This is a genomic window from Ralstonia sp. UNC404CL21Col (assembly GCF_000620465.1).
In the GTDB taxonomy this organism is placed as follows: Bacteria; Pseudomonadota; Gammaproteobacteria; order Burkholderiales; family Burkholderiaceae; genus Ralstonia; species Ralstonia flatus.
The window spans coordinates 1,016,458-1,043,453 of record NZ_JIBE01000004.1; the positions used below are offsets into that span (position 1 = coordinate 1,016,458).

General features: G+C 65.3%; 30 protein-coding genes. 12 read left to right on the forward strand and 18 right to left on the reverse strand.

Going from position 1 to position 26,996, the window contains the following annotated elements:
- Positions 1-45: 45 nt before the first annotated feature.
- From N511_RS0112595 to N511_RS0112610, 4 genes are all read left to right on the forward strand, one after another.
- Complete coding sequence (locus N511_RS0112595; protein ID WP_027679625.1) at positions 46-1,302, forward strand: AI-2E family transporter; 1,257 nt, start codon at positions 46-48, stop codon at positions 1,300-1,302.
- A gap of 224 nt (positions 1,303-1,526) precedes the next feature.
- A complete protein-coding gene (locus N511_RS0112600) occupies positions 1,527-1,958 on the forward strand; it encodes a hypothetical protein (protein ID WP_027679626.1) in 432 nt (143 codons plus the stop codon).
- A 7-nt stretch (positions 1,959-1,965) separates the two neighbouring features.
- The gene (locus N511_RS0112605; RefSeq protein WP_027679627.1) at positions 1,966-3,138 is read left to right on the forward strand and encodes a glycosyltransferase family 4 protein; all 1,173 of its coding nucleotides are present in this window, start codon (positions 1,966-1,968) and stop codon (positions 3,136-3,138) included.
- Positions 3,116-3,652, forward strand: a complete 537-nt coding sequence (locus N511_RS0112610; RefSeq protein WP_027679628.1) for a phosphatase PAP2 family protein — start codon at positions 3,116-3,118, stop codon at positions 3,650-3,652. Before N511_RS0112605 ends, N511_RS0112610 begins: the two co-directional genes overlap by 23 nt.
- A gap of 9 nt (positions 3,653-3,661) precedes the next feature.
- On the opposite strand, the gene N511_RS0112615 is transcribed toward N511_RS0112610, so the two are convergent.
- Genes N511_RS0112615 through N511_RS0112625 form a run of 3 tightly spaced genes read right to left on the reverse strand, consistent with a single transcriptional unit; the run spans position 3,662 to position 7,199 of the window.
- Positions 3,662-4,456 carry a DUF2334 domain-containing protein gene (locus N511_RS0112615; protein WP_027679629.1) on the reverse strand — a complete coding sequence of 265 codons (795 nt, stop codon included), beginning with the start codon at positions 4,454-4,456 and terminating at the stop codon, positions 3,662-3,664.
- 20 nt (positions 4,457-4,476) lie between these two features.
- Positions 4,477-5,691 carry a glycosyltransferase gene (locus N511_RS24190; protein WP_037026648.1) on the reverse strand — a complete coding sequence of 405 codons (1,215 nt, stop codon included), beginning with the start codon at positions 5,689-5,691 and terminating at the stop codon, positions 4,477-4,479.
- Positions 5,692-5,696: 5 nt separating this feature from the next.
- Positions 5,697-7,199 carry an RNA polymerase factor sigma-54 gene (locus N511_RS0112625; RefSeq protein ID WP_027679630.1) on the reverse strand — a complete coding sequence of 501 codons (1,503 nt, stop codon included), beginning with the start codon at positions 7,197-7,199 and terminating at the stop codon, positions 5,697-5,699.
- Positions 7,200-7,521: 322 nt separating this feature from the next.
- Here N511_RS0112625 and N511_RS0112630 point away from each other — a divergent pair, with 322 nt between their 5' ends.
- On the forward strand, positions 7,522-7,920 hold the full coding sequence (locus tag N511_RS0112630; protein WP_027679631.1) for a hypothetical protein: 399 nt from the start codon (positions 7,522-7,524) through the stop codon (positions 7,918-7,920).
- Positions 7,921-7,942: 22 nt separating this feature from the next.
- Positions 7,943-8,089 carry a hypothetical protein gene (locus tag N511_RS25395; protein ID WP_197032047.1) on the forward strand — a complete coding sequence of 49 codons (147 nt, stop codon included), beginning with the start codon at positions 7,943-7,945 and terminating at the stop codon, positions 8,087-8,089.
- A gap of 60 nt (positions 8,090-8,149) precedes the next feature.
- Here N511_RS25395 and N511_RS0112640 read toward each other — a convergent pair whose 3' ends face one another.
- Positions 8,150-9,253, reverse strand: a complete 1,104-nt coding sequence (locus tag N511_RS0112640; protein WP_027679632.1) for a sigma-54 interaction domain-containing protein — start codon at positions 9,251-9,253, stop codon at positions 8,150-8,152.
- A gap of 538 nt (positions 9,254-9,791) precedes the next feature.
- Between N511_RS0112640 and N511_RS0112645 the strand changes: the two genes are divergently transcribed.
- The 4 genes from N511_RS0112645 (at position 9,792) to N511_RS0112660 (ending at position 12,963) form a co-directional block, all read left to right on the forward strand.
- Positions 9,792-11,198, forward strand: coding sequence for a sigma-54-dependent transcriptional regulator (locus N511_RS0112645; protein ID WP_027679633.1), 1,407 nt, complete (start codon positions 9,792-9,794; stop codon positions 11,196-11,198).
- A 90-nt stretch (positions 11,199-11,288) separates the two neighbouring features.
- On the forward strand, positions 11,289-11,456 hold the full coding sequence (locus N511_RS24945; RefSeq protein WP_004632450.1) for a DUF1328 domain-containing protein: 168 nt from the start codon (positions 11,289-11,291) through the stop codon (positions 11,454-11,456).
- Between the two features lie 69 nt (positions 11,457-11,525).
- Positions 11,526-11,831, forward strand: coding sequence for a hypothetical protein (locus tag N511_RS0112655; RefSeq protein WP_027679634.1), 306 nt, complete (start codon positions 11,526-11,528; stop codon positions 11,829-11,831).
- A gap of 121 nt (positions 11,832-11,952) precedes the next feature.
- On the forward strand, positions 11,953-12,963 hold the full coding sequence (locus N511_RS0112660) for a YihY/virulence factor BrkB family protein (RefSeq protein ID WP_027679635.1): 1,011 nt from the start codon (positions 11,953-11,955) through the stop codon (positions 12,961-12,963).
- A 9-nt stretch (positions 12,964-12,972) separates the two neighbouring features.
- Here N511_RS0112660 and N511_RS0112665 read toward each other — a convergent pair whose 3' ends face one another.
- Together N511_RS0112665 and N511_RS0112670 are read right to left on the reverse strand one after the other, a co-directional pair.
- Entirely contained in the window at positions 12,973-13,287 is a 315-nt protein-coding gene (locus N511_RS0112665) for a hypothetical protein (RefSeq protein ID WP_027679636.1), read from the reverse strand.
- A 123-nt stretch (positions 13,288-13,410) separates the two neighbouring features.
- Complete coding sequence (locus N511_RS0112670; RefSeq protein WP_027679637.1) at positions 13,411-13,638, reverse strand: hypothetical protein; 228 nt, start codon at positions 13,636-13,638, stop codon at positions 13,411-13,413.
- Between the two features lie 371 nt (positions 13,639-14,009).
- On the opposite strand from N511_RS0112670, the gene N511_RS0112675 reads away from it, so the two are divergent.
- Positions 14,010-15,605 carry a peptide chain release factor 3 gene (locus N511_RS0112675; protein WP_027679638.1) on the forward strand — a complete coding sequence of 532 codons (1,596 nt, stop codon included), beginning with the start codon at positions 14,010-14,012 and terminating at the stop codon, positions 15,603-15,605.
- A 40-nt stretch (positions 15,606-15,645) separates the two neighbouring features.
- Here the strand turns inward: N511_RS0112675 and N511_RS0112680 are convergent, their stop codons facing one another.
- The 10 genes from N511_RS0112680 to mdcA all read right to left on the reverse strand — a co-directional run bounded on the left by N511_RS0112680 (position 15,646) and on the right by mdcA (position 23,946).
- On the reverse strand, positions 15,646-16,107 hold the full coding sequence (locus tag N511_RS0112680; protein WP_231479615.1) for a hypothetical protein: 462 nt from the start codon (positions 16,105-16,107) through the stop codon (positions 15,646-15,648).
- Positions 16,108-16,219: 112 nt separating this feature from the next.
- Entirely contained in the window at positions 16,220-17,155 is a 936-nt protein-coding gene (gene mdcH / locus N511_RS0112685; RefSeq protein ID WP_027679640.1) for a malonate decarboxylase subunit epsilon, read from the reverse strand.
- The gene (locus N511_RS0112690; protein WP_027679641.1) at positions 17,152-17,787 is read right to left on the reverse strand and encodes a malonate decarboxylase holo-ACP synthase; all 636 of its coding nucleotides are present in this window, start codon (positions 17,785-17,787) and stop codon (positions 17,152-17,154) included. Before N511_RS0112690 ends, mdcH begins: the two co-directional genes overlap by 4 nt.
- Positions 17,784-18,548 carry a malonate transporter subunit MadM gene (gene madM / locus N511_RS0112695; RefSeq protein WP_009240185.1) on the reverse strand — a complete coding sequence of 255 codons (765 nt, stop codon included), beginning with the start codon at positions 18,546-18,548 and terminating at the stop codon, positions 17,784-17,786. Before madM ends, N511_RS0112690 begins: the two co-directional genes overlap by 4 nt.
- A gap of 11 nt (positions 18,549-18,559) precedes the next feature.
- On the reverse strand, positions 18,560-18,967 hold the full coding sequence (madL, locus tag N511_RS0112700) for a malonate transporter subunit MadL (RefSeq protein ID WP_027679642.1): 408 nt from the start codon (positions 18,965-18,967) through the stop codon (positions 18,560-18,562).
- A gap of 387 nt (positions 18,968-19,354) precedes the next feature.
- Positions 19,355-20,185: a biotin-independent malonate decarboxylase subunit gamma gene (gene mdcE / locus N511_RS0112705; protein WP_027679643.1), complete on the reverse strand. Its 831-nt coding sequence runs from the start codon at positions 20,183-20,185 to the stop codon at positions 19,355-19,357.
- Positions 20,182-21,027, reverse strand: coding sequence for a biotin-independent malonate decarboxylase subunit beta (locus N511_RS0112710; protein ID WP_027679644.1), 846 nt, complete (start codon positions 21,025-21,027; stop codon positions 20,182-20,184). Before N511_RS0112710 ends, mdcE begins: the two co-directional genes overlap by 4 nt.
- A 9-nt stretch (positions 21,028-21,036) precedes the next feature.
- Positions 21,037-21,342, reverse strand: coding sequence for a malonate decarboxylase subunit delta (locus tag N511_RS0112715; protein WP_027679645.1), 306 nt, complete (start codon positions 21,340-21,342; stop codon positions 21,037-21,039).
- Complete coding sequence (locus N511_RS0112720; RefSeq protein WP_027679646.1) at positions 21,329-22,258, reverse strand: triphosphoribosyl-dephospho-CoA synthase; 930 nt, start codon at positions 22,256-22,258, stop codon at positions 21,329-21,331. Before N511_RS0112720 ends, N511_RS0112715 begins: the two co-directional genes overlap by 14 nt.
- The gene (gene mdcA / locus N511_RS0112725) at positions 22,258-23,946 is read right to left on the reverse strand and encodes a malonate decarboxylase subunit alpha (protein ID WP_051530919.1); all 1,689 of its coding nucleotides are present in this window, start codon (positions 23,944-23,946) and stop codon (positions 22,258-22,260) included. The genes N511_RS0112720 and mdcA overlap by 1 nt, the downstream gene beginning before the upstream one ends.
- Before the next feature lie 165 nt (positions 23,947-24,111).
- On the opposite strand from mdcA, the gene N511_RS0112730 reads away from it, so the two are divergent.
- Positions 24,112-25,017: a LysR substrate-binding domain-containing protein gene (locus N511_RS0112730; protein ID WP_027679648.1), complete on the forward strand. Its 906-nt coding sequence runs from the start codon at positions 24,112-24,114 to the stop codon at positions 25,015-25,017.
- A gap of 352 nt (positions 25,018-25,369) precedes the next feature.
- On the opposite strand, the gene N511_RS0112735 is transcribed toward N511_RS0112730, so the two are convergent.
- Both N511_RS0112735 and N511_RS0112740 read right to left on the reverse strand, forming a co-directional pair.
- On the reverse strand, positions 25,370-26,248 hold the full coding sequence (locus tag N511_RS0112735) for a PhzF family phenazine biosynthesis protein (protein ID WP_027679649.1): 879 nt from the start codon (positions 26,246-26,248) through the stop codon (positions 25,370-25,372).
- Between the two features lie 149 nt (positions 26,249-26,397).
- Positions 26,398-26,994, reverse strand: a complete 597-nt coding sequence (locus N511_RS0112740; RefSeq protein WP_027679650.1) for a J domain-containing protein — start codon at positions 26,992-26,994, stop codon at positions 26,398-26,400.
- Positions 26,995-26,996 lie beyond the last annotated feature (2 nt).

Below are 26,996 nucleotides of genomic sequence, written 5' to 3' on the forward strand. Positions count from 1 at the left end.
GGGGCACAACTTTTGCGCAGAGAACGGTGAACCACTTTCTCTGCCATGCCACCCGACCCGACGCCCCCCTCCGCCACGTCCGAACCGCTGCATGCCGGCCTGCTTGATGGGCTGCGGCAGCCTGCATGGCGCGTGGCGATGGTGCTCGTCGCCATCGGCGGCACGCTGGTGTTTCTGCAATGGGCGCGCGCGTTTCTGGTGCCGTTCACTTTGGGCGTGGTGCTCGCGTTTGCGTTGAATCCGGTGGTGGTGTGGTTGCGGCGCTGCCATGTGCCGCGCCCCATCGCTGCAGGCCTCGTGGTACTGGGCCTGTGGATCGGTGGTGCGGTGCTCGTCTTTGGGATGCAAGACGGGGTATCCGCCATGGCAGCCCGGCTTCCCGTTGCGGTTGAGCGCATGGCGCAGGCCGTCGACGGTATGCGCGGCCACATGGGCGGTGCGTTCGACAAGGTGCGCGAGGCCACGGTCGCACTCGAGCATGCTGCCGAGGGCGTGCAGGGCAAACCGGCACCCGCGCCCGCCCGGCGTTCACCGGCAGCGGCGCCGGCCGAGCCGCCCACGACGCAGCCCGTGCTGTCGCTGCGCGAGTTTCTATGGACCGGCTCCGCCAATCTCTTCGCACTGGCGGGGCAACTGGTCGTTGTCTCGTTTCTCGTCTACTTCCTGCTCGCTTCCGGCCAGGCGCTCAAGCGCAAATGGGTGCGCGCGGTGGGCACCACATTGAGCGAGAAGAAGCGTGCGGTGCGCATGATGGCGGTCATCGGCACGCAGATCCAGTATTCGCTGCTGGTGCTGTTTGCGACCAACATCGTGCTGGGCATCCTCACCACGGTGGCCTTTGTGCTGCTCGGCATGGAGGACGCGGCGGTCTGGGGCTTGGCGACTGCGGTGCTGCACTTCGTGCCATATCTAGGTTCAGTGGTGATTGCCGTGGCCAGCGGCATTGGCGCGTACCTGCAAATGGGTGCGTGGTCGGATGCGCTTGTGGTGGCGGGCGTCACGCTGCTGCTGGCCACGCTGGTCGGCACGCTGCTCGTGACGTGGCTGCAGAGCCGTGCGTCCAAGCTCGATCCGTGCGTCGTCTACATCGGCCTGCTGCTGTGGGGGTGGCTATGGGGCCTGTGGGGCTTGCTGCTCGGAACGTCCATCACGGCGATGATCAAGGTCGTATGCGATCACGTCGACCGGCTGCGGCCGCTGGGTACGCTGCTGGGCACGACTGACGCGCCGGCCGGCGTATCACAGCGGTTGCTCGATCGAATGCGAGAGCGCCATACGCGACGCTCGCGACGCGTGCGCTGATTCCCCTGAATCACCTTGCGCAGCAAGCGTTACAAGCGCGCATGTAACCCTTACGCAACCATCACACCGTGACGTGCGCCAACACGTCGGTACGTTGCCGCGCCTTCGTCGCGCCATTGTGCAGCGGTGGTGCCGGTCTTGTCGGTGCAGTGATGCACACATGGATTGCGGGCACGTCGGTTGCGGTGCGCAAGGCATTCAGATCACGTCCGCAGGAGGGCGCCATGAATCGACTCCGCCCCGCCTTATGCGGCCCCCATCAGCGCGGCGAACGTCAGGCGGGCACGAACCCGCCGCGTGCGCCCGGCGCGGGCCAAAACATCGAGAGCATCGACAAGATGCATGGCGACGCCGAGCGCGGCGAACCGGCGTCGAGCGCGGCCGAGCGGCTGCCGCACGAGCGCGACCAGCATGTTGAAGAGCAGGGTTCCGAACCGCGCAGCAGCGCCAAACAGGCTGCCCGCGACATCGAAAACGGGCAGCTCGATACCGACCTGCACAACACCCCCGGCGTCGAGCGCGTCGTGCGCGACCGTCATTCAGCCAACCGTGACGATGGCGATCGCCAGGTCGCCAACCGCAGCGCAGACGACCTCGCGCACAAGCGAGGACAGACGGCCGCCCCCTCGCACCGCCGCGACGAAGACAAAGGTTGATCGATCCATGCGCATTGCTTATGTGACCGAAACCTGGCCGCCGGAACTGAACGGCGTGTCGCTCACTGCAGCACGCACCGTGGCGTTCCTGCAGACGCGCGGGCACGACGTGATGCTCGTGCGTCCGCGCCAAAGCGCCATCGACGCCGGCAAGCCTGCACTTGCGGACGACACGTTGCGCGTGCCCGGCGTGCCGATTCCGTTGTATCCGGATTTGCGTATGGGCTTGCCCGCACGCCGGCGGTTGCTCCGCGCCTGGAGCACCTACCGGCCCGAGCTGGTGCATGTGGCCACCGAAGGGCCGCTCGGCTGGTCTGCCATTCGGGCCGCGCGGCAACTCGGCGTGCCGGTCACGTCAGATTTCAGAACGCGCTTTGACGAGTACGGCCGCCACTACGCGTGGGAGGGCGCCGTGACGTTGGTGCGCGCGTATCTCCGCGCCTTTCACAACCGCACTGACCGCACCTTCGTTCCCACGCGCGAACTGCAGCGGCAGTTGAGCGACCTCGATTTCGAGCGCCTGACCGTCAGCACGCGCGGCGTCGATGCACACCGCTTTACACCGCAGGCCCGCAGCGATGCCTTGCGCACGCAGTGGGGCGTCGCGGCCGATACGCCGGTCGTGCTGACGGTCGGGCGTTTGGCGTTGGAAAAGAACCTGGGTGTCGCACTCGATGCGTTTGATGCTGTGCGCGAACGCGTGCCGCACGCCCGCCTCGTCATGGTGGGCGATGGTCCGCAGCGCAACGCACTGCGCAGGCGCTGCCCCGATGCCATCTTTGCCGGCACCCAGCATGGCGAAGCACTGGCAGCGCACTACGCATCTGCGGACCTGTTTCTCTTTCCCAGCCTGACAGAGACCTTCGGCAACGTGGTCGTCGAAGCCATGGCGAGTGGCTTGCCCGTGGTGGCCTTCGACACCGCTGCGGCGGGCATGCACGTGCGCAGCGCCGAGAACGGCTTGCTCGCGCGCGTTGGTGATGCGGCGTCCTTTGCGCGGCATGCCGTCACCCTGGCCACGGACGCCGGCTTGCGGCAACGCTTGGGTCAGGCAGCCCGCGCGACGGCGCAGACGCTCGATTGGCCCCGCGTGCTCGAGCGCTTTGAAGACGCGCTCATCGCCGTGCACGATGCAGCCACCAACGGGGAGGCCTACCATGGCGACCCACGCCTGGCCTGACTGGAAGCGCTGGCGCGAGCGTGATCGGCAGCTCGCCGTGGCGCTCAACCATGTAGCGGGCAATGCGTCGGCGATGCGCTTCTATCGCGGTGTCAGCCGCCTTGGCGACGGCATGCTCTGGTATGCGTTGATGGCGGCGTTGCCCGTGGTGGGCGGTGAAGCGGGCTGGGAATGCGCCAAGCAGATGGGCCTCACGGGGCTGCTCTCGCTCATCATCTACATCGTGCTCAAGCGCGGCGTGTGCCGTCCGCGACCGTATCTTTCCTGCGAAGAAATCCACCTGTGCGGGCGCGTGCTCGATCAGTTCAGTTTTCCATCGGGCCACACGCTGCACGCGGTGTCGTTCAGCATCGTGATGGCGGCGTATTACCCCCGCATGGCGCTGGCGCTCGTGCCATTCACGCTGATGGTCGCCCTTTCTCGCGTCGTGCTCGGCCTGCATTACCCGAGCGACGTGCTCGCGGGCGCCGGCCTTGGGATGCTGATCGGCGGATTGTCGGTGTGGCTGTTCTAAGGCCCGCGCTCAGTACGACGTTTGCGCCTGCCCGGTGACGGTGGTTTCCGGGCCGCCCATCCAGGCCTGCGCCAACACCTGCGCAAAGCCATTCTTGGTGACGGGCGTGCGCGTCTCCAGGCATGCCGCAAGCAGCTCCTGCCAATGGCGAATGACATCGGGATGGGCCGCGTCGGCCGGGTGCAATCCCAGGCGCAGCAGCGGTGCGTCGGCATGCCGCTGTGCCAGCCAGCGCAGGTAATACCGCGACACCAGCCGGCGCGCCGGCGAGCGAACGCTATACGTCAGGCACGGCGCCTTGAGCGGGCGGCGCGGGTGCAGCAAGTAGAAGCGCCGCAGCGTGGTCGTGTAGCGCAGTGGCAGCCCGTCGAGCGCTTCCCACGTGGCCGGGTTCATCAGCCATGCCGGCGCGACAAAGCCATGCAGCGGCCAGCCGTTGGCGGCAAACCACGCGGCACCGGCTTCGATGCGCGCACGCGCCGCTGCCAGCGGAATCGCAGAGAACTCGCCTTCACCGGCCGTGTAGCGCGTGCGGATCAGTTGGTCGATCAGGCCCCCGGGAGGTTGGTCGTCGAGGTGCGCATAGCCGTGCAGCACAAGTTCATCGCCCTCGGCCAGGCATTCGCTCATCACGCGGCAAAAGCGCTCGCTGTTGCGGGCGGTCGGGCCGCGATAGAAGTTTGGGATGACCAGCAGCGATTTGGGTACGCGCGCCACCTCGTCCAATGCGGAGAGCAACACCTTGCACGCAGGCCACGTGGCCGGCGTGACATCGTGCATGGCGAGGATGAGATAGCGCGACATGATGGACAGATCGGTGTGGATTACCGGCCGCGCGATGCACGCACGCGTTCGCGTGCCGGCGGGAGAGTTGTTTCAGCGGCGGTGCCAGTCTGGCGGCCGAGTAGAGCGAGATAGCGTTGCAGCAGTTGCGGCAGCACCGACCGCCAGTCGTATTGCATGGCATGGCGGCGCGCGGCGTGCGCGAGCGTCACGGGGTCTCGTTGGCGCAGCGCATGGAGCGCCTGTGCAAAATCGTCAGCGACGCAGCGTGGGACGGCATACCCGACGTGCTCGTCCACCAGCTCGCTCAAGCCTCCGGCCGCACAGGTGACGACCGGCACGCCGCTGGCCATCGCTTCCAGTGCGACGAGGCCGAAAGTCTCCTGATCGCCCGCATGCACGAAGACATCGGCACTGGCCATGGCGGCGGCCAGGTGCGCCGCATCACCTTCATAAGCGAGCGCGCGCACGTTCTTGCCGCGCGGAGGTGTCGGGCCCGAGCCGATGGTGACGAGCACGCTGCCGTCGTCGAGCTTGTCCACCGCGTCGCAGAGTACCTGCAGGTTTTTCTCCGGCGCATAGCGCCCGACGTAGAGCAGCACGCGTGCATCGCGCGGCAGGTCGAGCTGTTCGCGCCAGCGCAGCGAGCGCCGTGCGGGGTGGAACAGGCGCGTGTCCACGCCCAGCGGCTGCAGTTCAATGCGCTGCACGCCCAGGTCGGCCACCTTCTGCGCGATGTAGCGGCTCGGCACGAAGACCGTATCGAAGTGGGGATACAGCTTGCGGGCATACGCCGCTGCGGCCAGTTCGGCGGGCGGGCCACCGAGCCGGCGGAAGAAGGCGGGCAGATCGGAGTGATAGAACGCCGCCACGGGCACCTGCAGACGCGCGCCGGCATGGACCGCCGCCCACGACAACCGGTATGGGTCGCCGGCTTCGATCAGGTCCGGCGATAACGCACACAGTGCACGTACGGCAGGCCCGGTGCGCAGCGGAATGCGATAGCCGTGCGAGAGCGGCAGCGGCACGCCCGGCACCACGGCGATCTCGTTGCTGGCGTCGTCCGCCGTGCCCGGCACAACGAGCGTGTGCCGCCAGTGCGTGGAGCGCAGAAAGTCGTGCTTGGACCGCAGGTAGCGTTTGACGCCACCGCTTTCCGCTGCCCAGAACATCGTCACGTCCGCCAGATGCAACGAGGCGGCCGTGGCATCGCCGTCGTGGCGATGCGGATAGTGATCGGTGGGCAGCTTGCGCACGGTGGTCAGACCTGGCGCCGCATTTCCGCCGGCGCAATGCGCATGAGCCCGCGATACTTGGCGACGGTGCGTCGCGCAACGATCACGCCCTGCTCGGCCAGCATCTTTGCGAGCGACACATCCGAGAGCGGCGCGTCCGCGTCTTCGGCTTCGATCATCTCCTTGAGCAGCGCCCGCACCGAAGCCGCCGAGCATGCGCCCCCCGTGTCAGTCGCCAGCTGGCGCGAGAAGAAGTACTTGAATTCGAAGATGCCGCGCGGCGTGGCCATGTACTTGTTGCCCGTGGCGCGCGAGATGGTCGATTCGTGCAGGCCGAGTTCTTCGGCCACATCACGCAGCACCAGCGGCTTCATGGCGACCTCGCCGTATTCGAGGAAGTGCTTCTGGTGCGCGACGATCGCCTCGGCCACGCGCTGGATGGTGGCAAAGCGCTGCTGCGCGTTGCGGATTAGCCAGCGCGCCTCCTGCAGCTGATGCGCCAGCGGCGTGCGATGGTGGCCGCGCGTCTGCGCAAACAGCTCGGCGTACACCTTGTTGATGCGCGCGCATGGCGCCACAGCGGGATTCGTGAGTGCAATCCACTTGCCCTTGATCTTGGTGACGATCACGTCCGGCACGATGTAGCCGGCATGTGCCTGCGAGAAGCGCAGCCCCGGGCGCGGGTCCAGCATGCGGATCAGTGCGCAGGCATCGCGCAGCTCGTCTTCCGTACAGCCCAGCGCACGACGCATCTGCGTGAATTCGCGCTTGGCCAGACGCGGCAGGTGGCTGCGCACGATGTCCTGTGCGATTTCCTGAATGCGCTCTTCGGCTTCGGTGTCAGCGGGGCGCGCTTCGATCTGCAGGCGCAGACATTCGGCAAGGTCGCGCGCGGCCACGCCCGGCGGATCCAGGCTCTGTACGAGCGCCAGCGCAATCTGCATTTCCTTCTCGGTCGGCGGCGGCTCCACCGGCGCCAGCGGGATCAGTTCGGAAAGCAGCTGGCGCAGGTAACCGTCGTCGTCCAGCGCTTCGATCAGCGTCTGTGCGACCAGGCAGTCGCGCTCAGACAGGCGATAGCTGCGCAGCTCCTGATGCAGATGCTCGCGCAGGCTCGGCGTGGAGTGCACCCACTCGCCGATGTCGCTGTCTTCACCGTCGCCGTGGTGGGCGCCGCCGTGGCTGTAGTAGGTGCTGAAGTCGGTAGGAAACTCTTCCGATGCGGCCAGCGTCGCGTCGGTCTCGATGGCGCTGGTGGTGGTTTCCAGCGGGGCATCGTCGACAGGCGTGTGGTCGGCCGCGGCGCCGTCCAGATCGGCAGAAGTGGCAATGTCGCCGGTGCGTGCGACATCAGGCTGCGCACCTGCTTCTTGCTCGACTTCTTCCAGGAACGGATTGCTTGCGAGCGCTTCTTGCATTTCCTGCGCAAATTCGGTTGCAGACAACTGCAGCAGCTTGACGGACTGCTGCAGCCGCGGCGTTAGCGCGAGATGCTGCTTCGCACGCATTTCCAGAGCGGCCTTGACCATTCGCCTTGCCTCCTTTGGTGAGTGGGCGTCGACATTGCCGTCGACAGGTCACCGCATCGATGCAAAGGGTATGCCATGTCAACAAACCCAGTCGCCACAAGGCTTTACGGGCGGCTGGCACGCCGGTTTCTACATGGTCATGTCGTTTTTATATGCGCAGTGTTGCCGGCACATGACAGGGCGGGCGTGGGCACGCGCTGCGCCGGCCGGGCCAGATGGGTGGCACCGCGGGTACATGCGTTGCTGCGGTAGGAGACGGGAGACGCGCCGCAGTGCGCTTCCGTTGCCTTCTTATCGAGCATCACATCCCAGGAGAAACCACATGCGAACACGTTTCCTGAGCGCTGCGCTTGTCAGCGCCATCTTCAGCCTTGGTATGGGTACCGCTATCGCCCAGACGACGGCCGCCCCGGTCGACAACCAGGAATCCAGCAACCCGACCAAGGCCCCGGGCAAGCGCACCGACCCGCCGTCGTCGACGGCCGATCGCACAGCCAATACACCGATGGCCGGCAGCGAAGCGGCACCTGCGGCGGGCGGCAGCGATACCAGCAAGCCGATGCACAAGAAGCATCGCAGCCACAAGAAGTCCGGGTCTACCGTGCCGGGCGGTACGAACAGCGCGGGCGACATGTCGCACTCGGGCGTGCAGGCCGGCGGCAATGACGCCGCCACGACGACCGGTAATTCCTACCCCGGCAGTTCCAAGCAAGGTCAGTAACGTTCAAAGGAAAGGGCTCGCCATGCCGATGACACTCACCACCGCCGTCCGCACGGGCCCGCGCGCCCGCGCGGAAACCGAACCGACACCGCGCCGGCCCGCACCCGAACCGCAGGAGCGCCGACGCCACGAGCATCCCGGCGAGCGCGCGCACGCGCATCCGCGCTAAACCTCAGCGCGGATGCAGGGGTACGGCGTTACCAGGTTGAGGCTTGGAGAAGCGCCGCAGTCAGGCCGCCATGGCGGCGGCCGCGGTGCTTTGATAGAGGTCGAGACGGTTGTACAGCGTTTTCAGGCTCACGCCGAGCGTCTTGGCGGCTTGGCGCTTATCGCCATGAAAATGCTCGAGCGTCGCGAGGATCATCGCCCGCTGCGCATCCGCGAGTGTCACGCCCACCGACAGGCTCAGCACACCTTCCTTGACCGTCGGGCGCGCCGGGCCGCGTGCTGGTGCGAGCGGCGTGGCCAGCTCGACGGTTTTCTCGCCGAGGATGTAGCCGCGCTGCACGGCGTTGCGCAGTTCACGCACATTGCCGGGCCAGGTCTGGCTGCGCAGGGCGGTCAGGGCCTGACGCGAGAACACCTTGTCGGTCTGGTGCGCGGCATTGAACTGGGCGAGAAAATGCAGGGCCAGCTCTTCGATGTCGTCGCCGCGATCGCGCAGCGGCGGCACATGCAGCGGCACCACCGCCAAGCGGTACATCAGATCTTCGCGGAAGGCCCCTTCGCTAACCGCCTCAAGCAGGTTGCGGTTGGTGGCTGCGATGATGCGCGCGCGCGTCTGGATCGGCTCGGTGCCGCCCACCCGCATGAACACGCCGGTTTCTAGCACGCGTAGCAGCTTGACCTGCATCTCGACCGGCATCTCGGTGATTTCGTCGAGGAAGATCGTGCCGCCGCAGGCGTGTTCGAAGTAACCGATATGGCGCTGGGCAGCCCCGGTAAAGCTGCCCTTTTCATGGCCGAACAGTTCCGATTCGATCAGGTTGGGCGAGATGGCGCCGCAGTTCACGGCGATGAAGGCTTGGTCAGCGCGCGGGCTCATGTCGTGCACCGTGCGCGCGATCAGCTCCTTGCCGGTACCCGATTCGCCCATGATGAGCACGGTGGCAAGCGTGCCGGACACCTTGCCGATCTGGTCGTACAGCGCACGCATGACCGGCGAGCGGCCGTAGAGGTGACCGAAATCCGGCTCGGCAACAGGTTGGGCAGGAGGCGTTTCAACGTCGGGCGCTACACCCTCTGCGTCGTCAAAGTCGGCCAGGGCAGGGGGATAGCTCAGGCGCCCGGCGGTCACGGCACGTTCGTCGGCGAAGGCTTCGCTCAAGGACATGGCTCCCTCGTGGTTGATCGCGACGGGGACGTCCTGGCGAGCGGCTGCATCTTCAGCGATGCAGTCTCCGGAAGGCTGGGTACGTCGTCATCCCGTCACATTGTGTTGAAAAGTTGAGCCATTATCAGGGCCGCCGAAGCGCGTTGTATGTCGGGCATGCGCTGACGTTTCTTCCATCCTGTCGGCCAAACGCTGACAAGAAACGGGCCTGAGAGGCAGATGCCGCGCGGCTTTCACATTTTCATGCGGCGAGAAGTGTCCATTTCGGCCCGAGGGTGGCGCCGCGCCGACCATCTCAACTATGCTGACTGCTACGTAGTTCCGGGACGGCCGCTGGAGTGATGTATTCGATCCATTTCTTGCACGTGCGCTTGTAAAAATTACCGACGCCCCTCTTGCCGACGCGGGTTTTGAAGCGCGATGGCAGAGGTTGTATTGGATGGAATACTTTTTGCACCTGCCGCCGGTTCTGCAGCCAGGCGCACCGTCGCGCCATGCATGACCGCCGGCAGATGCCGGCTCATCCAACCACATTGAGATGCCACATATCCTGATTGTCGAAGACGATGCCAACGCGCGGGCCGCTCTGGGTGAGCTGGTGGGTGCCGAGGGCTTCACCACCGCGCTGGCCGGGTCGCTGCGCGATGCGCGCATTCAGATGTCGCGTCACAGCCCCGATGCCGTGCTGATCGATCTTGTCCTGCCTGACGGCAACGGCATGGATCTGATGGAAGACATCGCGCCGCACTCCGGCACCGAGATCATCGTCATGACGGGCCACGCCAGCGTGGAGACCGCCGTCGAGGCGCTGCGCATGGGCGCGGCCGACTACCTCGTCAAGCCGGTCAACTTCCAACGTTTGAAATCGGTCCTGGCACGGATTCCACGCCCGGGCGATCTCAAAGCCGAGATCGGCAATCTGCGGGGCGAGCTGCGGCGCCTGGGCCTCTTCGGCCAGATGCTCGGCAACTCGACGGCGATGCAGACGCTGTACGACCAGGTCAGCCGCGTGGCGCCCACCGAGGCGACTGTGCTGCTCATCGGCGAGTCGGGCACCGGCAAGGAGCTGGCCGCGCAGACCATTCACGACCTCAGCCTGCGTCGCAAGCAGCCGTTCCTGCCGGTCAACTGCGGCGCCATTTCGCCCAACCTGATCGAGTCGGAAATGTTCGGCCACGAGCGCGGCAGCTTCACGGGCGCGGATCGCCAGCACAAGGGCTACTTCGAACGCGCCAACGGCGGCACGCTGTTCCTCGATGAAATTACCGAGATGCCGATCGAGCTGCAGGTGAAGCTGCTGCGCGTGCTGGAAACCGGCGTGTTCATGCGCGTGGGCACCAACCGCGAGATCGACTCCGACGTGCGCGTGATTGCCGCCACCAACCGCGACCCCGAAGAGGCCGTGGCAGACGGCAAGCTGCGTGCCGACCTGTATCACCGCCTGAACGTGTTTCCGCTGCAATTGCCGCCGCTGCGCGAGCGCGGCAAGGATGTCGAGCTGCTGGCCCAGCATTTCCTCGACCAGCTCAACGCGCAGAGCAATACCAAGAAGGCATTCCTGCCGCCCGCCATGGAGACACTGCGCAGCTACCACTGGCCGGGCAATGTGCGCGAACTGCGCAACTACGTGCAGCGCGCGTACATCCTGTCGGACGACGCCGGCATCGATACCGCCAACGTGCCGCTGCAGGTGTCGAGCACGCAGACCACGTCGGGTTCCACGCTGACGATTTCGGTCGGCACATCGCTGGCGAGCGCCGACAAGAAGCTCATTCTTGCCACGCTCGAGCAATGCGGGGGTGTGAAAAAGCGTGCGGCCGAGCTGCTCGGTATCAGCCTGAAGACGCTTTACAACCGGCTTGAGGAATACGGCAACAGCGGCGGTGAGGACGGCGGCGAGGGCAACAGCGCTGGTTCCGGCCGCGCGCATGCCACCGAGGCATAACCCGACCTCCTGGCGCGGTACGCGGCTTGCTGATCCCGTGGGGTATCCGCCCCATGGCGGCAAGCTCACTCAACTGCACAGGAGGTCACCATGCTGCGTTATGCAGTCGTCTTTTTCATCATCGCCCTGATTGCGGCCGTGCTCGGGTTTGGCGGCATCGCTGCCGGCGCAGCGAGCATCGCCAAGATTCTGTTCATGATTTTCGTGGTGCTGTTTGTGGTCAGCCTCATCTGGGGCCTGGTCGCGGGCAGAGGATGACGCCGGGATGATGCGCACAGCTTTCAACCCGGCTCTCACGATGCCATGCAACTCCAGGAGCGCTGACTGATGGAACCGTCTCAAACCAACCCCTTTCCCAAATCCGATGCCAACGGCAACCTCATCCGCGGCGACGTGGCGCAAGCCGCCGAGCGTGTGAAGGCGACCACCGCACAGGCCATCGACCGCACTGCCGACGCTGCGGCCACCGCGCTCGACGAGGCCGCTGCCAAGCGCGAGCAACTGCGCGCTTCCCAGCAGCGCCTGATGAGCGATGCGGCCGAATGCATGCGGTCGCATCCGCTTGCGACGATTGGCCTCGCGTTCGGCGCGGGCTTTCTCATCAGCCGGTTGCTGGGCGGCGGTAACGACTGAGGGGCGAAAGCCTTCCTTCGACGGCGGCCACGGTCGCGCGCTTGCGCGCGCGCCGTGCGCTGACTAGGCTCAAGGTCCAGGCCGGCATTGCGCTGGCCGCATCGCTTTGCAAGGAACCTCCATGCGCCTGGCTGCCTGCTTCGACCGTGCCCTGCTCAAGCGATCTGCCCAGGTGCTGATCGGGGCAGTGCAGCAGTGGTCTGCGCATCGCGCCGCGAGCAAGGGCGCGGCGTTGTCGTTCTACACGTTGTTCTCGATGGCACCGGTGCTGGTGCTCGTGATCTCCATTGCGGGCTTGTTCTTTGGCGAACAGGCTGCGCGCGGCGAAATCTTTGGGCAGATCGAAGGGCTGGTCGGCGCGCAGGGTGCCTCCGCGGTGGAAGCCGTGCTTGCAGCAACCCGGCGCTCGGGCAACGGCCTGTTCGCGGCCGTCACTGCCGTCGCGCTGTTGTTGGTGGGCGCCACCACGGCGTTCTCCGAACTCAAGGACAGCCTCGATGAACTTTGGGACGTTCCGCCACGCCAGCAGCCCGGGCTGTGGGGGCTCCTGCGTTCACGTCTGTTGTCCTTTAGCCTGATCCTCGTGCTGGCGTTTCTGCTGCTGGTGTCGCTCACCATCAACGCGGCGTTGGCGGTGGTGGAGCGCTTCTGGGGCGCCTTGTGGTCGGGCTCCGCTTCGGGCATTGCGCTGCTGGCGGCCCAAGTGGTGTCGTCGGCGTTTTCGTTTGCCGTCGTGGCGCTGCTGTTCGGCACCATTTTCAAAATGCTGCCGGAGACGCGCGTGGCGTGGCGCGACGTCGCCCTCGGTGCTGTCGTGACGGCGCTGCTCTTCACGCTGGGCAAGCACCTCATCGGCCTGTATCTCGGCAACAGCGCGGTGGCATCGTCTTACGGGGCGGCAGGCTCGGTGGTGGCACTGATGCTGTGGATTTACTACTCGGCGCAGATCTTCTTTTTTGGCGCGCTGGTCACGCGGCAATATGCGTTGCAGTTCGGCAGCCGTCAGTACGAAGCGGCGGGCCGGGCCCATGCCGCCGCGCAGGCGGCATTGCTCAACCCGGCGCTGGCCGCCAACCTGTCCAATGGAGCGACGACGGGCAGCACCGCCAGCGCCCCACGCGACGGGCGCTAGGGCGCCCGCTCAATCCCGCGTCAACTGCTCCAGCAGCATCCCCGCCACAAACGCCAGGCCGACCGTAATGACCGGATGCTGACGCACGGAGCCGCTCGCCTGCTCCGAGACATTCGCGTGCAAGTTCTTCAACTGCTCAGTGCGTTTGTCGAACTGCGTGAGCGCAGTGGAAAGGACGCTCGCGAGCCGGTCGATCCCCTCGGCGGTCGCGTCTTTCACGCGCTGTGCGGTGTGGTCGATCTGCGGATGCAGCGTGGTGACGGTGGCACCGTTGGTGCCGTTCGCGCCATTGCTGCCGGGCGACTTCGGGTTCAGTTCGGTCATGTGGGCCTCCTGAGCTGGGTAACGTCACCCTGGTGGCAAGCAACCGCCATGCCCCCAACGTTGCGCGATGCCAAAAGAAAAGGGCCACGACTGTGGCCCTCGACACGGTGAGGAACTGCGCGGCTAGCCGACCGTCACCACGGTCTTGCGCACGGCCCAGATTTCAGCTTGCAGGGCGAGTGCGGCGAGTGCCTGCAGGCTGTCCTGCGGCAGGGCCTTGATCCGTTTGCGGCGATTGGCGGCACGCTGCTGACGCGCCGCGCGCACGCTTTGCTCGTCGAGTTGCCACGCCTTGCGGGTGGTCTCGAGGATGCGTTGCACTGCCGGATCGACAGGGATTCGACTACGCACGATGTTGGACTCCTTGCTTCTTTGCTTCTTCAATGTCGCGGCGTACCCAACGGCGGGTTTCGCGACGGACTCCACAATACGGGAGCTTCATGACAACTTCGATAACACCGGTTCCGAAAGGGTTGTCAGTGCATTCCCACAACGGGTTGGTCTCCTCCGTCCGGGGGACGGTTCCTAGGGAGTTTCCCGCGCTTGCGGCCCGGATCAGTTGATCCTAAGCAAGGGCGCCGATCGCGTACAATCTCGGCTGCTCCGGATTGACAACGCCGTCCGGGCAGTCCATCGGCCGCCGGGATGACCCGCCAGCCAGCGCACGTGCCACGTGCGCAACCATCCGCATTTTTCACTTCTTCCCTTTCGGTTTTTTGCCCGTGAGTACGCTGCAGCAGGAGATCCGGCGCCGCCGGACGTTCGCCATCATTGCCCACCCGGATGCGGGTAAAACCACGCTGACCGAGAAACTGCTGTGGTTCGGCGGCGCCATCCAGATGGCCGGCGCCGTGCGTGCACGTAAAGCCAACCGCCACGCCACCTCCGACTGGATGGAGATGGAAAAGCAGCGCGGCATCTCCGTCACGTCCTCGGTGATGCAATTCCCCTACCGGAACGACGGCGGCGACTACATCGTCAACCTGCTCGACACCCCGGGCCACGAAGACTTCTCGGAAGACACGTACCGCACGCTCACGGCCGTCGACTCTGCCGTGATGGTGATCGACTCCGTCAACGGCGTGGAAGCGCAGACCATCAAGCTGCTCAACGTCTGCCGCCTGCGCAGCACGCCCATCCTCACGTTCATCAACAAGCTCGACCGTGAGGGCCGTGCGCCCATCGAGCTGCTCGATGAAATCGAAAGCGTGCTGCAGATCCAGTGCGCGCCGATGACCTGGCCGATCGGCATGGGCAAATCGTTCAAGGGCGTGTATCACCTCGTGAACGATACGGTCCAGCTGTTCGACCCGAATGCCGACAGCGAGAAGGGTGCCACCGCCGGCCTGATTCAAGGTCTGGACAACCCCGAGCTGGACCGCGTGCTGGGCTCGCAGGCGGAAGAACTGCGCATCGACATCGAACTCGTGCGCGGCGCATCGCACACGTTCGACAAAGAGGCGTTCCTGGCGGGCAAGCAGTGCCCGGTGTACTTCGGTTCGGCGGTGAACAACTTCGGCGTGCAGTCGCTGCTCGATGCGCTGGTCGATCAGTCGCCCGAGCCGCTGGCGCGCCCCACCGAAACCCGCGAAGTCAAGCCGATGGAAGAGAAGTTCACCGGCTTCGTCTTCAAGATCCAGGCCAACATGGACCCGAAGCACCGTGACCGCATCGCGTTTGTGCGCGTGTGCTCGGGCCGCTTCGAGCGCGGCATGAAGCTGCTGCAGGTGTCCACCGGCAAGACGGTTGCCATCAACAACGCCATCACGTTCATGGCGCAGGACCGCAACACCACGGAAGAGGCCTTTGCCGGCGACATCATCGGCGTGCCCAACCACGGCACGATCCGGCTGGGCGATGCCTTCACGGAAGGCGAGGCGCTTAAGTTCACGGGTATCCCGTCGTTTGCGCCGGAATTTTTCCGCCGCGCGCGCCTGAACAACCCGCTGCGCCTGAAGCAGCTGCAGAAGGGTCTGCAGCAGCTGGCCGAAGAAGGCGCCACGCAGATGTTCCGCCCGCTGGCATCGAACGACCTGGTGCTGGGCGCCGTCGGTATCCTGCAGTTCGACGTGGTGGCGCACCGCCTTGAGCACGAATACGGCGTCGATGCCATCTTCGAACCGCACGAATGCTCCACCGCCCGCTGGCTGCGCGGCAAGCAGGAAGATATCGACAAGCTGATCGACAAGGCCGGCCACAACGTGGCCCTGGATGGTGCGGGTGACTACGTGTACCTGGCGCCGAGCCAGGTGAACCTGCGCCTGACGCAGGAGCGCTTTCCGGACATCCAGTTCATGGAAACGCGGGAAATCGTCTAACGGGCGATGGGCGAAAGAAACGGGGCCATGTGCCCCGTTTTTATTGACCTGTTCGGCGTGACACCGGGCAAACCGCTTCAAGCTGGCGGGCACCGCTGTCGGCGTTTCGCGGTGAGAGCTGCAGAAGCTGCAGAGGCTGCGGGTCTGCCCCGGCCACTTTGACCGTGACCGGCTTGCCTGTATGGAACAACGCGTAGAAGCGCGCCCGCGACTTTACATCACCCCCGGCATAGGCTTCCATGTCGGACACTTCAAGGCGCGCCGGAATCGTTAAGCGCAGAGGGCCGGAAGCGAATTGGATGCGGAGGGCCGTACCGTTTTGCTCCGGTTGCGCACTTGTGAATACCGCAACGTGGAGCCGCCCGTCCTCGCAGTTGGCGTAAAAGCTCAAGCCATCGGTTTCATAGCCGCCATACGTCAATGACTGTGCGACGTAGTACCAGCTTGCGAGGTCTTCTTCGGCGGTTTCCGTGGTGGCCGCCAACGCGGAAGTGGTCAACAAGGTGGCGATGGCAGCAATGGACCGGACGCGCAATTCGGGGCCTCTCACGAGCGATGAAATCCGGCGCGCAACGATGCCGGAATGCCACTGAAAAGTCCATGACCCAGATAATTCAAAGGCCGTCCCCGCGGCGTTGGCGCTGTATCCGCACCCGCACCGCATCCAGCCCGGCGCCCGCATCCAACACAGCCTCTGCGGCAAACACACCTTGCGCCAGGCGCGCCAGAGTGCCGCCGCCCGGCACCTCCACCGCCATGTTTGCGCCGCGTTCCAGCGCATGCCGCAGCGTGTCGTGCCACAACACCGGCCGAGCCATGTTCCAGGCGAGATCTTCGACGATGAGATTGGCGCGAAACAGCGCCCGCGCGCGACTGCTGCTGACGTAGGTGAGTTGCGGTGCGTGGGCCGTGACCTTTGCGGCAGCGGTCGCTAACTCGGCAGCCTGTGCGTCAAGCAACGGGCAGTGCGACGGCACCGCCATGCACAACCGCGTCGCCTTCGATGCGCCGTGGGCCAGCGCGCGTTCGGCGACCCGCGCGAGCGCTGCGTCGTTGCCGGCCACGACGATCTGCCGTTCCGCATTCACATTGGCGACATAGGCCGGCGTGGCGGTGGCGTCGACTTGCGCAACGATGCCGCTGACCTCCGGTTCGGCGAGGCCGATGATGGCGACCATGCCGTAACCGCTTGGGTAAGCGTCTTCCATGAGCTGAGCCCGCAGGCGCACCAGGCGCAGCGCATCGCTGAACTCCAGCACGCCGGCGAGAACCGCCGCAGGCCACGCGCCAATGGACAGGCCCGCCACCATGTCCGGTCCTGCGTCCTGCCGAGCCAGCGTGCGAGCGACGGCCGCGCCGGCAATCAGGAGACAAAGCTGTACGGCCACCGTCGACCGCAACGCCTCTGCGGTATCGATCGTGAGCGGATCGACGCCGAGCACGTCGCCGGCTTCGGTCAACGTCTGCGCAACAACCGGGTCATCAGGCAGCGCACGCAGCATGCCCGCGCGCTGGCTGCCCTGGCCGGGAAACATGAACAGGATGCTCATGCCGCGTCGCTCCATGGGTCTGCGACGAGCCGGGGGCCGTGGTCGGTCTTGAGCATCGTTTGATGCGGCGATGCCAGCCAGTCGCGTAACGCGAAGCCGCCGTAGCCGGTGTCGATCTGCAAATCGACGCGGCACTCGGTATCGCTCAACAGGCGGACGAGCTGATCGCGTTGCGCAGTCGACGGGGCACGCGGCATGCGCACAACGAGATCGATATCGCTCTCCGCATGCAGCACAGGCAACCCGCTGGCGAGCGCAAAGCCGGCGCCGCCCGTCGGCCCCCACGCCCAGCCGAGTGCGTTGAGTCCGGGCGCAAGCGCACGCAAGGTGCGCAGTGCCGCAAACGGCGCATCGGGCGCAATGGAGGCCGTTGTGGCGGCCAGCGCCTCGGGCGAGACGACACGCGTGATGCTGTTGGCAGCTGCCGTCGCCGCGCAGCGTTCATGCCGGGCGACGCCGCGCAGGCCGACCGGCACGGAACCATCGGTGCCGCGCGGTGCGCGTCGCACCACGACAGGCGCCCCTTGCCGGCATGCCGTGATGGCCCAGTCCGGCAGGGGCGCGCCATCCGTCGCCACGGGTGTCTCAGACACCCACAGCAGATCGTGCGCGCGCAGCGGCGAGGGTGTCATCGCAGCAGCGCTTGTGTGGCCAGGAACAGGATCGACGGTCCGAGCAGGCAGCCGAGGCCCGTATGGAACGTCGCCACGAGCGAGCCGTACGGCACCAGCCGCCGATCCGTGGCGGCCAGGCCCGCCGACACCCCGCTGACCGTACCCGCCAATCCGCCGAACACCATGGCCGCGCGCGGGTTGTTCAGGCCGAGCGCCTTGGCCGCGAACGGCGTGCCGACCATCACCAGGATCGCCTTGACGAGGCCCGTCGCAATCGACAGTGCCATCACATCGGAGGTGGCACCCAGCGCCGCGCCGGTCACCGGCCCGACGATGTACGTGACGGCACCCGCGCCGATGGTGGTGACGCTCACCGGATCGGTGTAACCGAAGGCGTAGGCAACGCAGGCGCCGACGATGAACGGCAGCACCGTTCCCAGCAGCAGCGAGATGGCGCCGATCATGCCGGCCTTGCGTGCCTCGGTCACCTGCACTTCAAAGGCCGTGGCCACGATGGCGAAATCGCGCAGCATGGCGCCGCCCATCAGGCCGATCCCGCCGAACAGCTTCAGGTCTGCCAGGCCACGCTCGCCGCCGGTCTGCATGCCGCCCCAATAGGCGAGTACCAGCCCGATCATGATGGCGATGGCCGAGCCGTGCACGCGCCCGAACGTCAGCTTCTTGGACACCCACATCGACAGACCCATGACGATGCCGACCAGCGCGAACGCCGCGACCAGCCCGTTGTGCTGCAGAACTTTCTCTAGCATTGACAGCATGGTGCGGCTCCTTAGGCGCGGGCTTGTTCGGATTCAGGCAGTGGCGGCAGCGGTTGTCGGTTTTCTGCCTTGCCTGTGCGGTTGATGACCGCGATGCACGCACCGCACACGATCACCGCGCCGATGGCACCGAGCAACGCAACGGGTCCGCCGCGCAGTGCCGTGACGACGTTCTGCGTGGCTGCCATGGCCACCACTACGGGGATGTACATCGCGCCCCAGAATGAGACGCCCGCCTCGGTGGCGGCGGGCATCAGGCCGCGCTTGTGCAGGTAGAGCCGCGCGAAGATCAGCAGCAGCATGGCGATGCCCACGCCGCCGACATTGGCCTTCACGCCGATGGCCTGGCCGAGCAGGTCGCCCAGGAAGAGGCCGGCGATATGACAGAGCGCCAGCAGGGTTGTACCGTAGATGATCACGTCTTTGTCTCCTGAAGGAACGGCGATGGGTCGCCTGTTGTGGTGTTTGGGTGATCGAGGGTTGAGGACTGGTTGTTTTTGCGTTGATTGCGTTGATTGCGTTGATTGCGTTGATTGCGTTGGTGGTGCATCCCTTGTTTCATCCCCTGCCGGGGCTGACTTACTTTCTTTGTCTTGCCAAAGAAAGTAAGCAAAGAAAGGCGCGCCCGAGATGGCGAAAGATTCCTTGAATTTCTGTCGCAGAGAGGGAGAGGAGGCAAACTCGCTTCGCTCAAACAGCCTCCTCTCTTTTTCCTCCCTGCAACACAAATTCAAGGCGCCATCTAGGGCAGGTACGGCCAAACCATCGGGGCGCATGTGTTCGCGCCCTGATGTGTCTGCTATTCGCTATGCGCTTTCTGGCTGGGCGTTCCATTGCTCGCGCAGGCGTTTGCGGACTTCCGACGATGCGTTGCGCAGCGGTGCGCCCAGGCGGCTTTCCAGGCCGCGCGATGGGTCGGCTGCGATGTCGGCCAGTGCTGCGGCGAGTGCGGTCTGCACGGTGTCGACGTCGCTGGCGTCCGGTGCGTCGGCGGATTGCACCTTCAGCAGTTTCCACAGCAACCCGAGCGACGCGAAGCTGGCGATGTCGTACGCCATGGGCGGAATCTCTTGTGCGAGGCGTTCCAGGTCGGCGACGGAGCGCAGGGTTACGCGCGCGGCTGCGGCCTTGCCCATTGCGTGCACCATCACGTCGGCGTCGTCCAGTGCGAGCAGGCGATTGGCCTGGTAGCCGTGCGCGAGCAATGCGCCCGACATGGCGCGGCCGACGATGAGGCCGATGACGGGGTGGCCGGCCAGGCGTGCGGCAGCGTAGGCGTCCGCCGCTGCAGCCAGCGCGAGGTGGATGCCGTAGGCCTCCTCGCGGCGGCCGTAGGCTTGGCTTGCCACATCGATGACGGCGACGATGGCGCGCTTCTTTTCCTGCGCGGCATCTGCAGTCATGACATCGCGCACGGCACGCGCGAGCTGCCAGCCTTCGACGAGGCCGACTTCACCGTTGCGTGCGCGAGGGAAGCGGTTCTCGGCATCGGGCACGACGGCGATGTAGCGCGCGGGCTGGCCCGCGAGCGCGGCATCGACGACTTGCAGCGTGCTGCCGTAACCCGGCACCGGTGTGCCGACGGCGAGCGCGCGCATCCAGGTCGCGCCGCGCGTGGAAAGTTCGTTCTGGCTCATGCGACGTCCTTTGCGTAGTGCGCGCGTACATCTTCTGCCGTGGCTTGGCGCGACGTGTCGACAGCGGCGAGTTGTGCGAGGTAGTGGTCGATCTGCTCGCTGCGCTGGCGCGCGGGTGCGCCGGCACGCAGCCACTCGATCACCTGCGCGCGGATCGTGACGGAATCGTCTTCGATGCAGACATCGGCCAGGCCGGTGGCGGCGCGTTGTTCGCCGCCGGTGAGGCTCCAGATGAAGGGACGATCGCGCGAGTCGTATTCCTCGATGCCGGCTTCCTGTTCGATCACCTGCGGGCCGTTCAGGCCGAGGCGCGCCTCGCGCGTCATCAGCAGATAGCTGCACAGGCCCGCGGCGATGCTCATGCCGCCAAAGCAGCCGACCACACCAGCGGTGATGCCGATCACTGGCCCGTACTCGCGCAGCGCACGGATGCCTGCGTGGATTTCAGCAATGGCGGCAAGGCCCAGGTTGGCTTCCTGCAGCCGCACGCCGCCGGTTTCGAAGACGATCACGGCGCGTGTGGGAATGCCGTTGCGGTTGTCTTCCACCGCCAGCTCCAGCGCGCCGGCAATCTTGGCGCCGGACACTTCGCCCATGCTGCCGCCCTGGAAGGCGCCCTCAATGGCAAGCACCACCGCGGGCTGTCCGCCAAGCGTGCCGCGCGCCACGACGACGCCATCATCGGCCTGCGTAACGATGCCCTGACGTGGCAGCCACGGCGAGGTCAATTGTTCGAACGGGTCCAGCAGCTCTCGGAAGGTGCCGGGGTCGAGCAGCGCAATGGCGCGTCGGCGCGCATCGCGTTCGATAAAGCTGTCGCGTTCAATCGGGTTGCGTGACATGGCTTCTCCTTATGACCCGAGCGCGTTAAGCGATTCAAGCGCCTGCTCAAGCCGCAACCGCACCACGGCCGGTGTCGCACCGAAGTCGTTGATGGTGATCTTGGCCGCCGGCCACGCGTGCGAGCCGAACACACGCGCAAGCTGCGCCTGCCACGTCGCGCTCATGCCATTGACGGACGTGGTGATGGCCACGTCGATCTGGCCGGCGTTGCCCGGCGTCAACAACACTTCGAGGTCGCCCGAGCCGACCACGCCGGCGTATGCACGGCGCCCAGCGGGTGCGCCGCCGGTGAACTGAAAATCAAGATGCTCCATGTTCGGTTTCCTGATGAGCGGATTCGGTGTCAGACATTGCGGGCGCGCTTGCGGGCAGGCGGTCGAGAAAGAGGGCGGCGGCCAGCAAGTCGGCGGCACCGCCGGGTGACACGTGCAGGGCCAGCATGTCGTGTTCGAGCGAGCGGAATGCGCGTCGGCCCTGCGGTGTTGCAAGGCCGCCTTCTGCACGCACGGCGGCCGCGCCCGCTTGCACAACGCGCAGTGCTTGGGCACCGCCGCGTGCGAGCACGCAGGTGTCGTCCAGCGCGGCCATGACGGCGAGCAATGCATCCACGCGGGCGTGGTCTTCACGGATGCCGGCCGCACGCGCTTCGCGCAGCGCAGGCAGCGCCACCTTGATCACGTGCGGGAAGCCGGCGCAGGCCTGGCCCTTGGCACCGCCGACGCCGTAGTCGTTGCAGGCGCGCTCGCCTTTGTGGCCAGTCGAGACGGGGGCAAAGCGATCGGGAATGTTCGCCAGGCGCGCGGCGTGGCCCGCAACAGCGGCCGCGCTTAACGCATGCGGCGCCTGGCTCGCAGCCGTGACCAGCAGGCCGAGCGCCCAGATGGCGCCCCGGTGCGTGTTGATGCCGCCCGTGGCATCGAGCATGGCCGCTTCACCTTCGCGCCCCAGGCGGCCGATGCGCTCGCGCAGGGCAAGTTGCGCACCGGGCTGCATTTCGATTTGCGCGCCGGCCAGCGCCATGGCTTCAAACGCAGGGCGCAGCGTCTGCGCGGAATGCACCATCAGCGTCCAGTCCAGATCGTGATGTGCGCCGTTGCCACGCACATCCACAAGACCGGGCTTGGGCGACAGCGTCACCTCGTCGATGAGGGCGGACTCAACCAGCGCGGCTAACCGCTTTGCACGCGCTTTAGGGCTGGCCGGCAGAGGCCGTTGCAATGTCTTCTCCATTACCAGCTCCGGAAGCGTGCGGGCGGTTCGTACAGGCCGCCGGACCATTCGACCAGGTCGGCGATGCTCTTGGCGGCGAGCAGCTCGCGGCTGGCATCGCTGCGGCGCACGTCGAGGTCTTCGGGCAGGGCGATCAGGCCGTCGCGGCGCATCTGCTCGGTCTTGGACGTGTCGTGGCGCAGACCGATCGACGTGACACCCGCCACCGCGGCAATCATGGCGCGCCGCTCTTCCAGCGAACGTGCCTTGTAGAGATACGCAATGCCGTCTTCGGTCAGCAGGTGCGTGACGTCGTCGCCGTAGATCATGATGGGCGCGAGCGGCATGCCGCTTTGCTTGGCCACGGCCACTGCATCCAGCGTGTCGACGAAGGTCGGCTTGCCGCCTTCCTGGAATGTCTCGACCATCTGTACGACGAGCTTCTTGCCGCGCTCGAGCATCGTCACCGGTTCGGTCATGTCGAGCCACGCGGGCGTGGCGTGACGGCGGCCGCGCGGGTCGTGACCCATGTTGGGCGCGCCGCCAAAACCGGCCAAGCGGCCGCGCGTGACGGTGGACGAATGCCCGTCACCGTCCACCTGCAGCGTCGCGCCAATGAACAGGTCCACCGCATATTGGCCGGCGAGCTGGCACAGCATGCGGTTCGAGCGCAGCGAGCCGTCACGCCCGGTGAAGAACACATCGGGGCGCGCGGCCACGTAGCGCTCCATGCCCAGTTCGGTGCCGAAGCAATGCACGCTTTCCACCCAGCCGGATTCGATGGCGGGAATCAGCGTCGGATGCGGATTCAGCGTCCAGTTGCGGCAGATCTTGCCCTTGAGGCCCAGGCGCTCGCCGTAGGTCGGCAGGATCAGCTCGATGGCGGCCGTGTTGAAGCCGATGCCGTGGTTGAGCGACTGCACGTTGTGCCGCTGGTAGATGCCGCGAATGGCCATCATTGCCATCAGCACGTGCACGGGCTTGATGAGGCGCGGGTCGCGCGTGAAGAGCGGCTCGATGTAGAACGGCTTGTCGGCCTGCACGATGAAGTCGACCCACGAGCCGGGAATGTCGACGCGCGGCAGGTCGGCCGGGTCATCGACGATCTCGTTGACCTGCACGATCACGATGCCGTCGGAAAACGCCGTGGGCTCGACCAGCGCCGGCGTGTCTTCCGTGCTGGGGCCGGTGTAGATGTTGCCGTCGCGGTCGGCCTTGAAACCGGCCACCAGCGAGACATTCGGAATCAGGTCCACCACCAGCCGTGCATACAGCTCGATGTAGGTGTGGATGGCGCCGACTTCCAGCAGCCCGTCGGCCAGCAACTGGCTGATGCGCAGGCTCTGCGGCCCCGCAAACGAGAAGTCGAGCTTGTGCGCGATGCCAGCTTCGAAAATGTCGAGGTGTTCGGCGCGGCTCACGCTCGGCATGATCATGTGCAGATCGTGCAGCCGCTCGGGGTTCACCTTGGCGAGTGAGCGCGAGAGGAAATCCGCCTGTTTCTGGTTGTTGCCTTCCAGCACGACGCGGTCGCCCGGGGCGAGCAGCGCTTCGAGTGCGGCGATGATATCGCCGGTGGGAATGACCTTGCCGTTGGCAATGCGGCGCGCTGCAGTCAGGCGGCGTTCTTTTTCGTCGCGCCGCCGGCGCCATTGCGGCGGGATGGGTGCGTTGACCCCGTTTGCCGATTGGTTGGGCATCGGTTGCATTGGGTGGCGTCTCCAGCCTTGATTGATTTGATGCCCTGTACCGTAGGCTGTAAAAAGGTGCACTTCAATCAACCTAGGCGCGGTTTCATTAACTTGAAGTTAATGAAACAATGGCCAATTCTGATAGCAGCGCGCCCGTAGAACGCGCCCGGAGGAGCCCCTGCCATGGCAATCGATGAAGACATCACCCTAAAGAAGCTCGAGGTCTTCCAGTCGTTCATGACGCTGGGCAACATGGCCCGCGTGTCGGAGGCGTTGGGGCAAAGCACGGTGAGCGTGCACCGCGCGCTGCATTCGCTGGAAGAGGGTTTGCGTTGCCCCCTGTTCAAACGCGATGGGCGCAAGCTGATTCCGCTGTCCACTGCCTATGTGTTTGCCGAGCACGTGGAGCGCATCCTTGCCGAGTGCGAAGCCGGGGTGCGCCGCACGCGCGAAGCTGCGGGCTTTTCGTCAACGACGCTGAAGATCGGTGGACTTTATTCGATGACGGTCGGCACGTTGCCGCGCATCTTTGCGGGCCTGAAAACGCGCCGCTCCGCGCTCGACATCGAACTCACGCTGGGCTCGAACCGCAGCCTGCTCGCCAAGCTGGAAGACGGGCAACTCGACGCCATCGTCATCGCGCTGGGCGAGCCGCTGCGCAATCCCGATCTGCTGACCGTGCCGATGTTCGACGACGAGATTCTGTTTGCTGCACCGCTCGCCTCGCCGTACGCAGCATCGGCCGAGATCGACTTGCAAACCGTGCGCCGTGAAAAGTTCGTCGCACTCGGCGATGACTTTGCGACGTACCACGACTTCATGGCCGCCTTCGACAAGGCCGGCTTTGCCCCACAGATCGCGCTGCGCGTGGGCGACATCTTCTCGCTCATGAACCTTGTGAGCGGCGGTATCGGGTATGCGCTGCTGCCGCGCCGTGTGGCCGATTTCAGCCCCAAGGTGCAACTGATTCCGCTGGCCGCGCGCTATGCGATCAGCCAGCACATCGTGCTGGTGATGCAGCGCAATCGGGAGCGCGATCCGAATCTGTTGGCGTTGTCGGCGGAGTGTCGGTTGCTGGGGGCGAGATAGCGCCGGTGTAAGGGCGGGCGAGCCCAGACAAGCCCAGGCGCCGACGCTGCAACATCGGCAGCCGCAGGCCTGATGCGCCTGGGTCGCCCATCAAGTCAGCGTTGTGGCTTGGAGTGTTCCAGCGTATCTGTCGCGCTTGTAGCGCACGCGTTGCCGGCAGCGTTGCGGTTGAACACTGCGCGTGAATAGGTGGCGCGGGAGATCGAGCGGGTCACGGCATTCCTCTTCATGTGATGAACGGAACCGCGCCCTACCCTTGGGAGGGGTGGGCGAGCACAGGCAGGTTTGGAACACAGAGACATAACGACTTGCAAAGTTGGACTCAAAGGCGGGCGGTCACCGGCGCTGTCAGTCAGATATGCACCCTCATAGACCGCTCCACTTTCGCAGTCCCTCCTGCCATTAATCCAGCGACCCTCCCTTCCTGAATATCGAGAAGGACTTTGATCGCACTCGGAGATGGCGGCTGCATCAGTTGTCCCTGTTCTATGGTCATCACCTCGTCCTTGATGCCCATCTTCTCGTATAGAAAGCACGCCAAAGGACCTGCTGCTGTTCCCGTTGCAGACTCTTCGTCAATCCCGAATCTTGGCGCGAACATTCGTGTTGCCGCTTGACGACCAGCAGTCCGTGTCGATGTCGAAAAGAGGTAATAGCCGATCACGTCGAGTTCGTCGCTAATTGCTTCGATAGCTCGTTGATCTGGGCGGACGGCGGCGACCGAGTCTTCATCGGGTAACGCAACGATAAGGAAGCCATTGCCCGTATTGACGACTGTTGGCTCTGCCGTGCCATAGATATGGGCCGGTTGCATCCCAATCGATTTTGAGATTTTTGCAGCGAGATCGGAATCCCGCCGGATCGGGTAATACACCGGAGCCTGCTGCCCCATCAAAATGACGTCGCCGTCGACAAGAATGGTCCGACAACCATCGATCGTTTCTTTTGACAGTTTCCCATCGGCGACCCTACCGAGCTTCCTCAACAGCGAGAAGGTAGCAATCGTTGCGTGTCCGCAGTGAGCAATCTGGCGTGTTGGGGTGAAAAACTCCAGCTTGATCGTCGCTATGCTGGACTGCGACACGAAGGCTGTTTCTGATAGTCCGACTTGCCGAGCAACCTCCAGCTTCTGGTCGACTTCAAGCGCATCCGCGTCAATCACAACACCCGCCGGATTTCCTCCGCTTTCTCCGTCAGTCAACGAGCTAACGATCTCCACATCGATTTGCATTGATTCTCCACATGCCAACGGCACGTAACAACAGCCTGAATAGTGGCGCGGATTTTCAACGATCTGGCCGCGGGCGTCGAGCCTCCATGGCGATTGATCGGCACCATCGCGGCATCGCTTTCTCTACCTGCCCTCTGGAACGTCGACAACTATTGCCGCAGACCAAACAACCCCTGCCAGAACGACTCGAACGCACGCCGCGGCGATGCAGACTCGTCGATTTTGGAAGCGGGTGCGTCTTCAGGTGTCGGCGCTGGCTGTGCGTCGGACACCACCGTTGCAGGTTCGGGCGAGCGCCGTGCTTCCTGCAAGGCACACACGCTGTCGGCAATGCGCGCGGCGAGTTCTGCATCGCAATCCCTGCCGAGGAGCACGCCGAACAGGACGTCGCGATTGTGGCCGGCGTCGGCAAAGCGCATCGCGATCGCCACCATCTTTTCGTAGTGTTCCTGCGCGAGGCGTTCGCGCTCGCGTTGCGCTTCGCGCTCCTGTGCTTCCTGCGCATCACGCTCCGCTTGCCAGCGCTGCATTTCCTGCGCGAAGACCTTGTCGTAGACGCGCCGCTGCTCAGCGTCGGAGAGGATGGCGTAGGCCTCGCGGATCTCCTGGAACGCCGCATAGGCCTCGGCTTCGCGGCCGGGGTTGCGATCGGGGTGCCACTTCATTGCGGCGCGGCGATAGGCGCGCTTGATTTCGTCCAGGGTCGCGTCCGGCTGCACGCCGAGGGTCGCGTAGATGGTCGTCATGT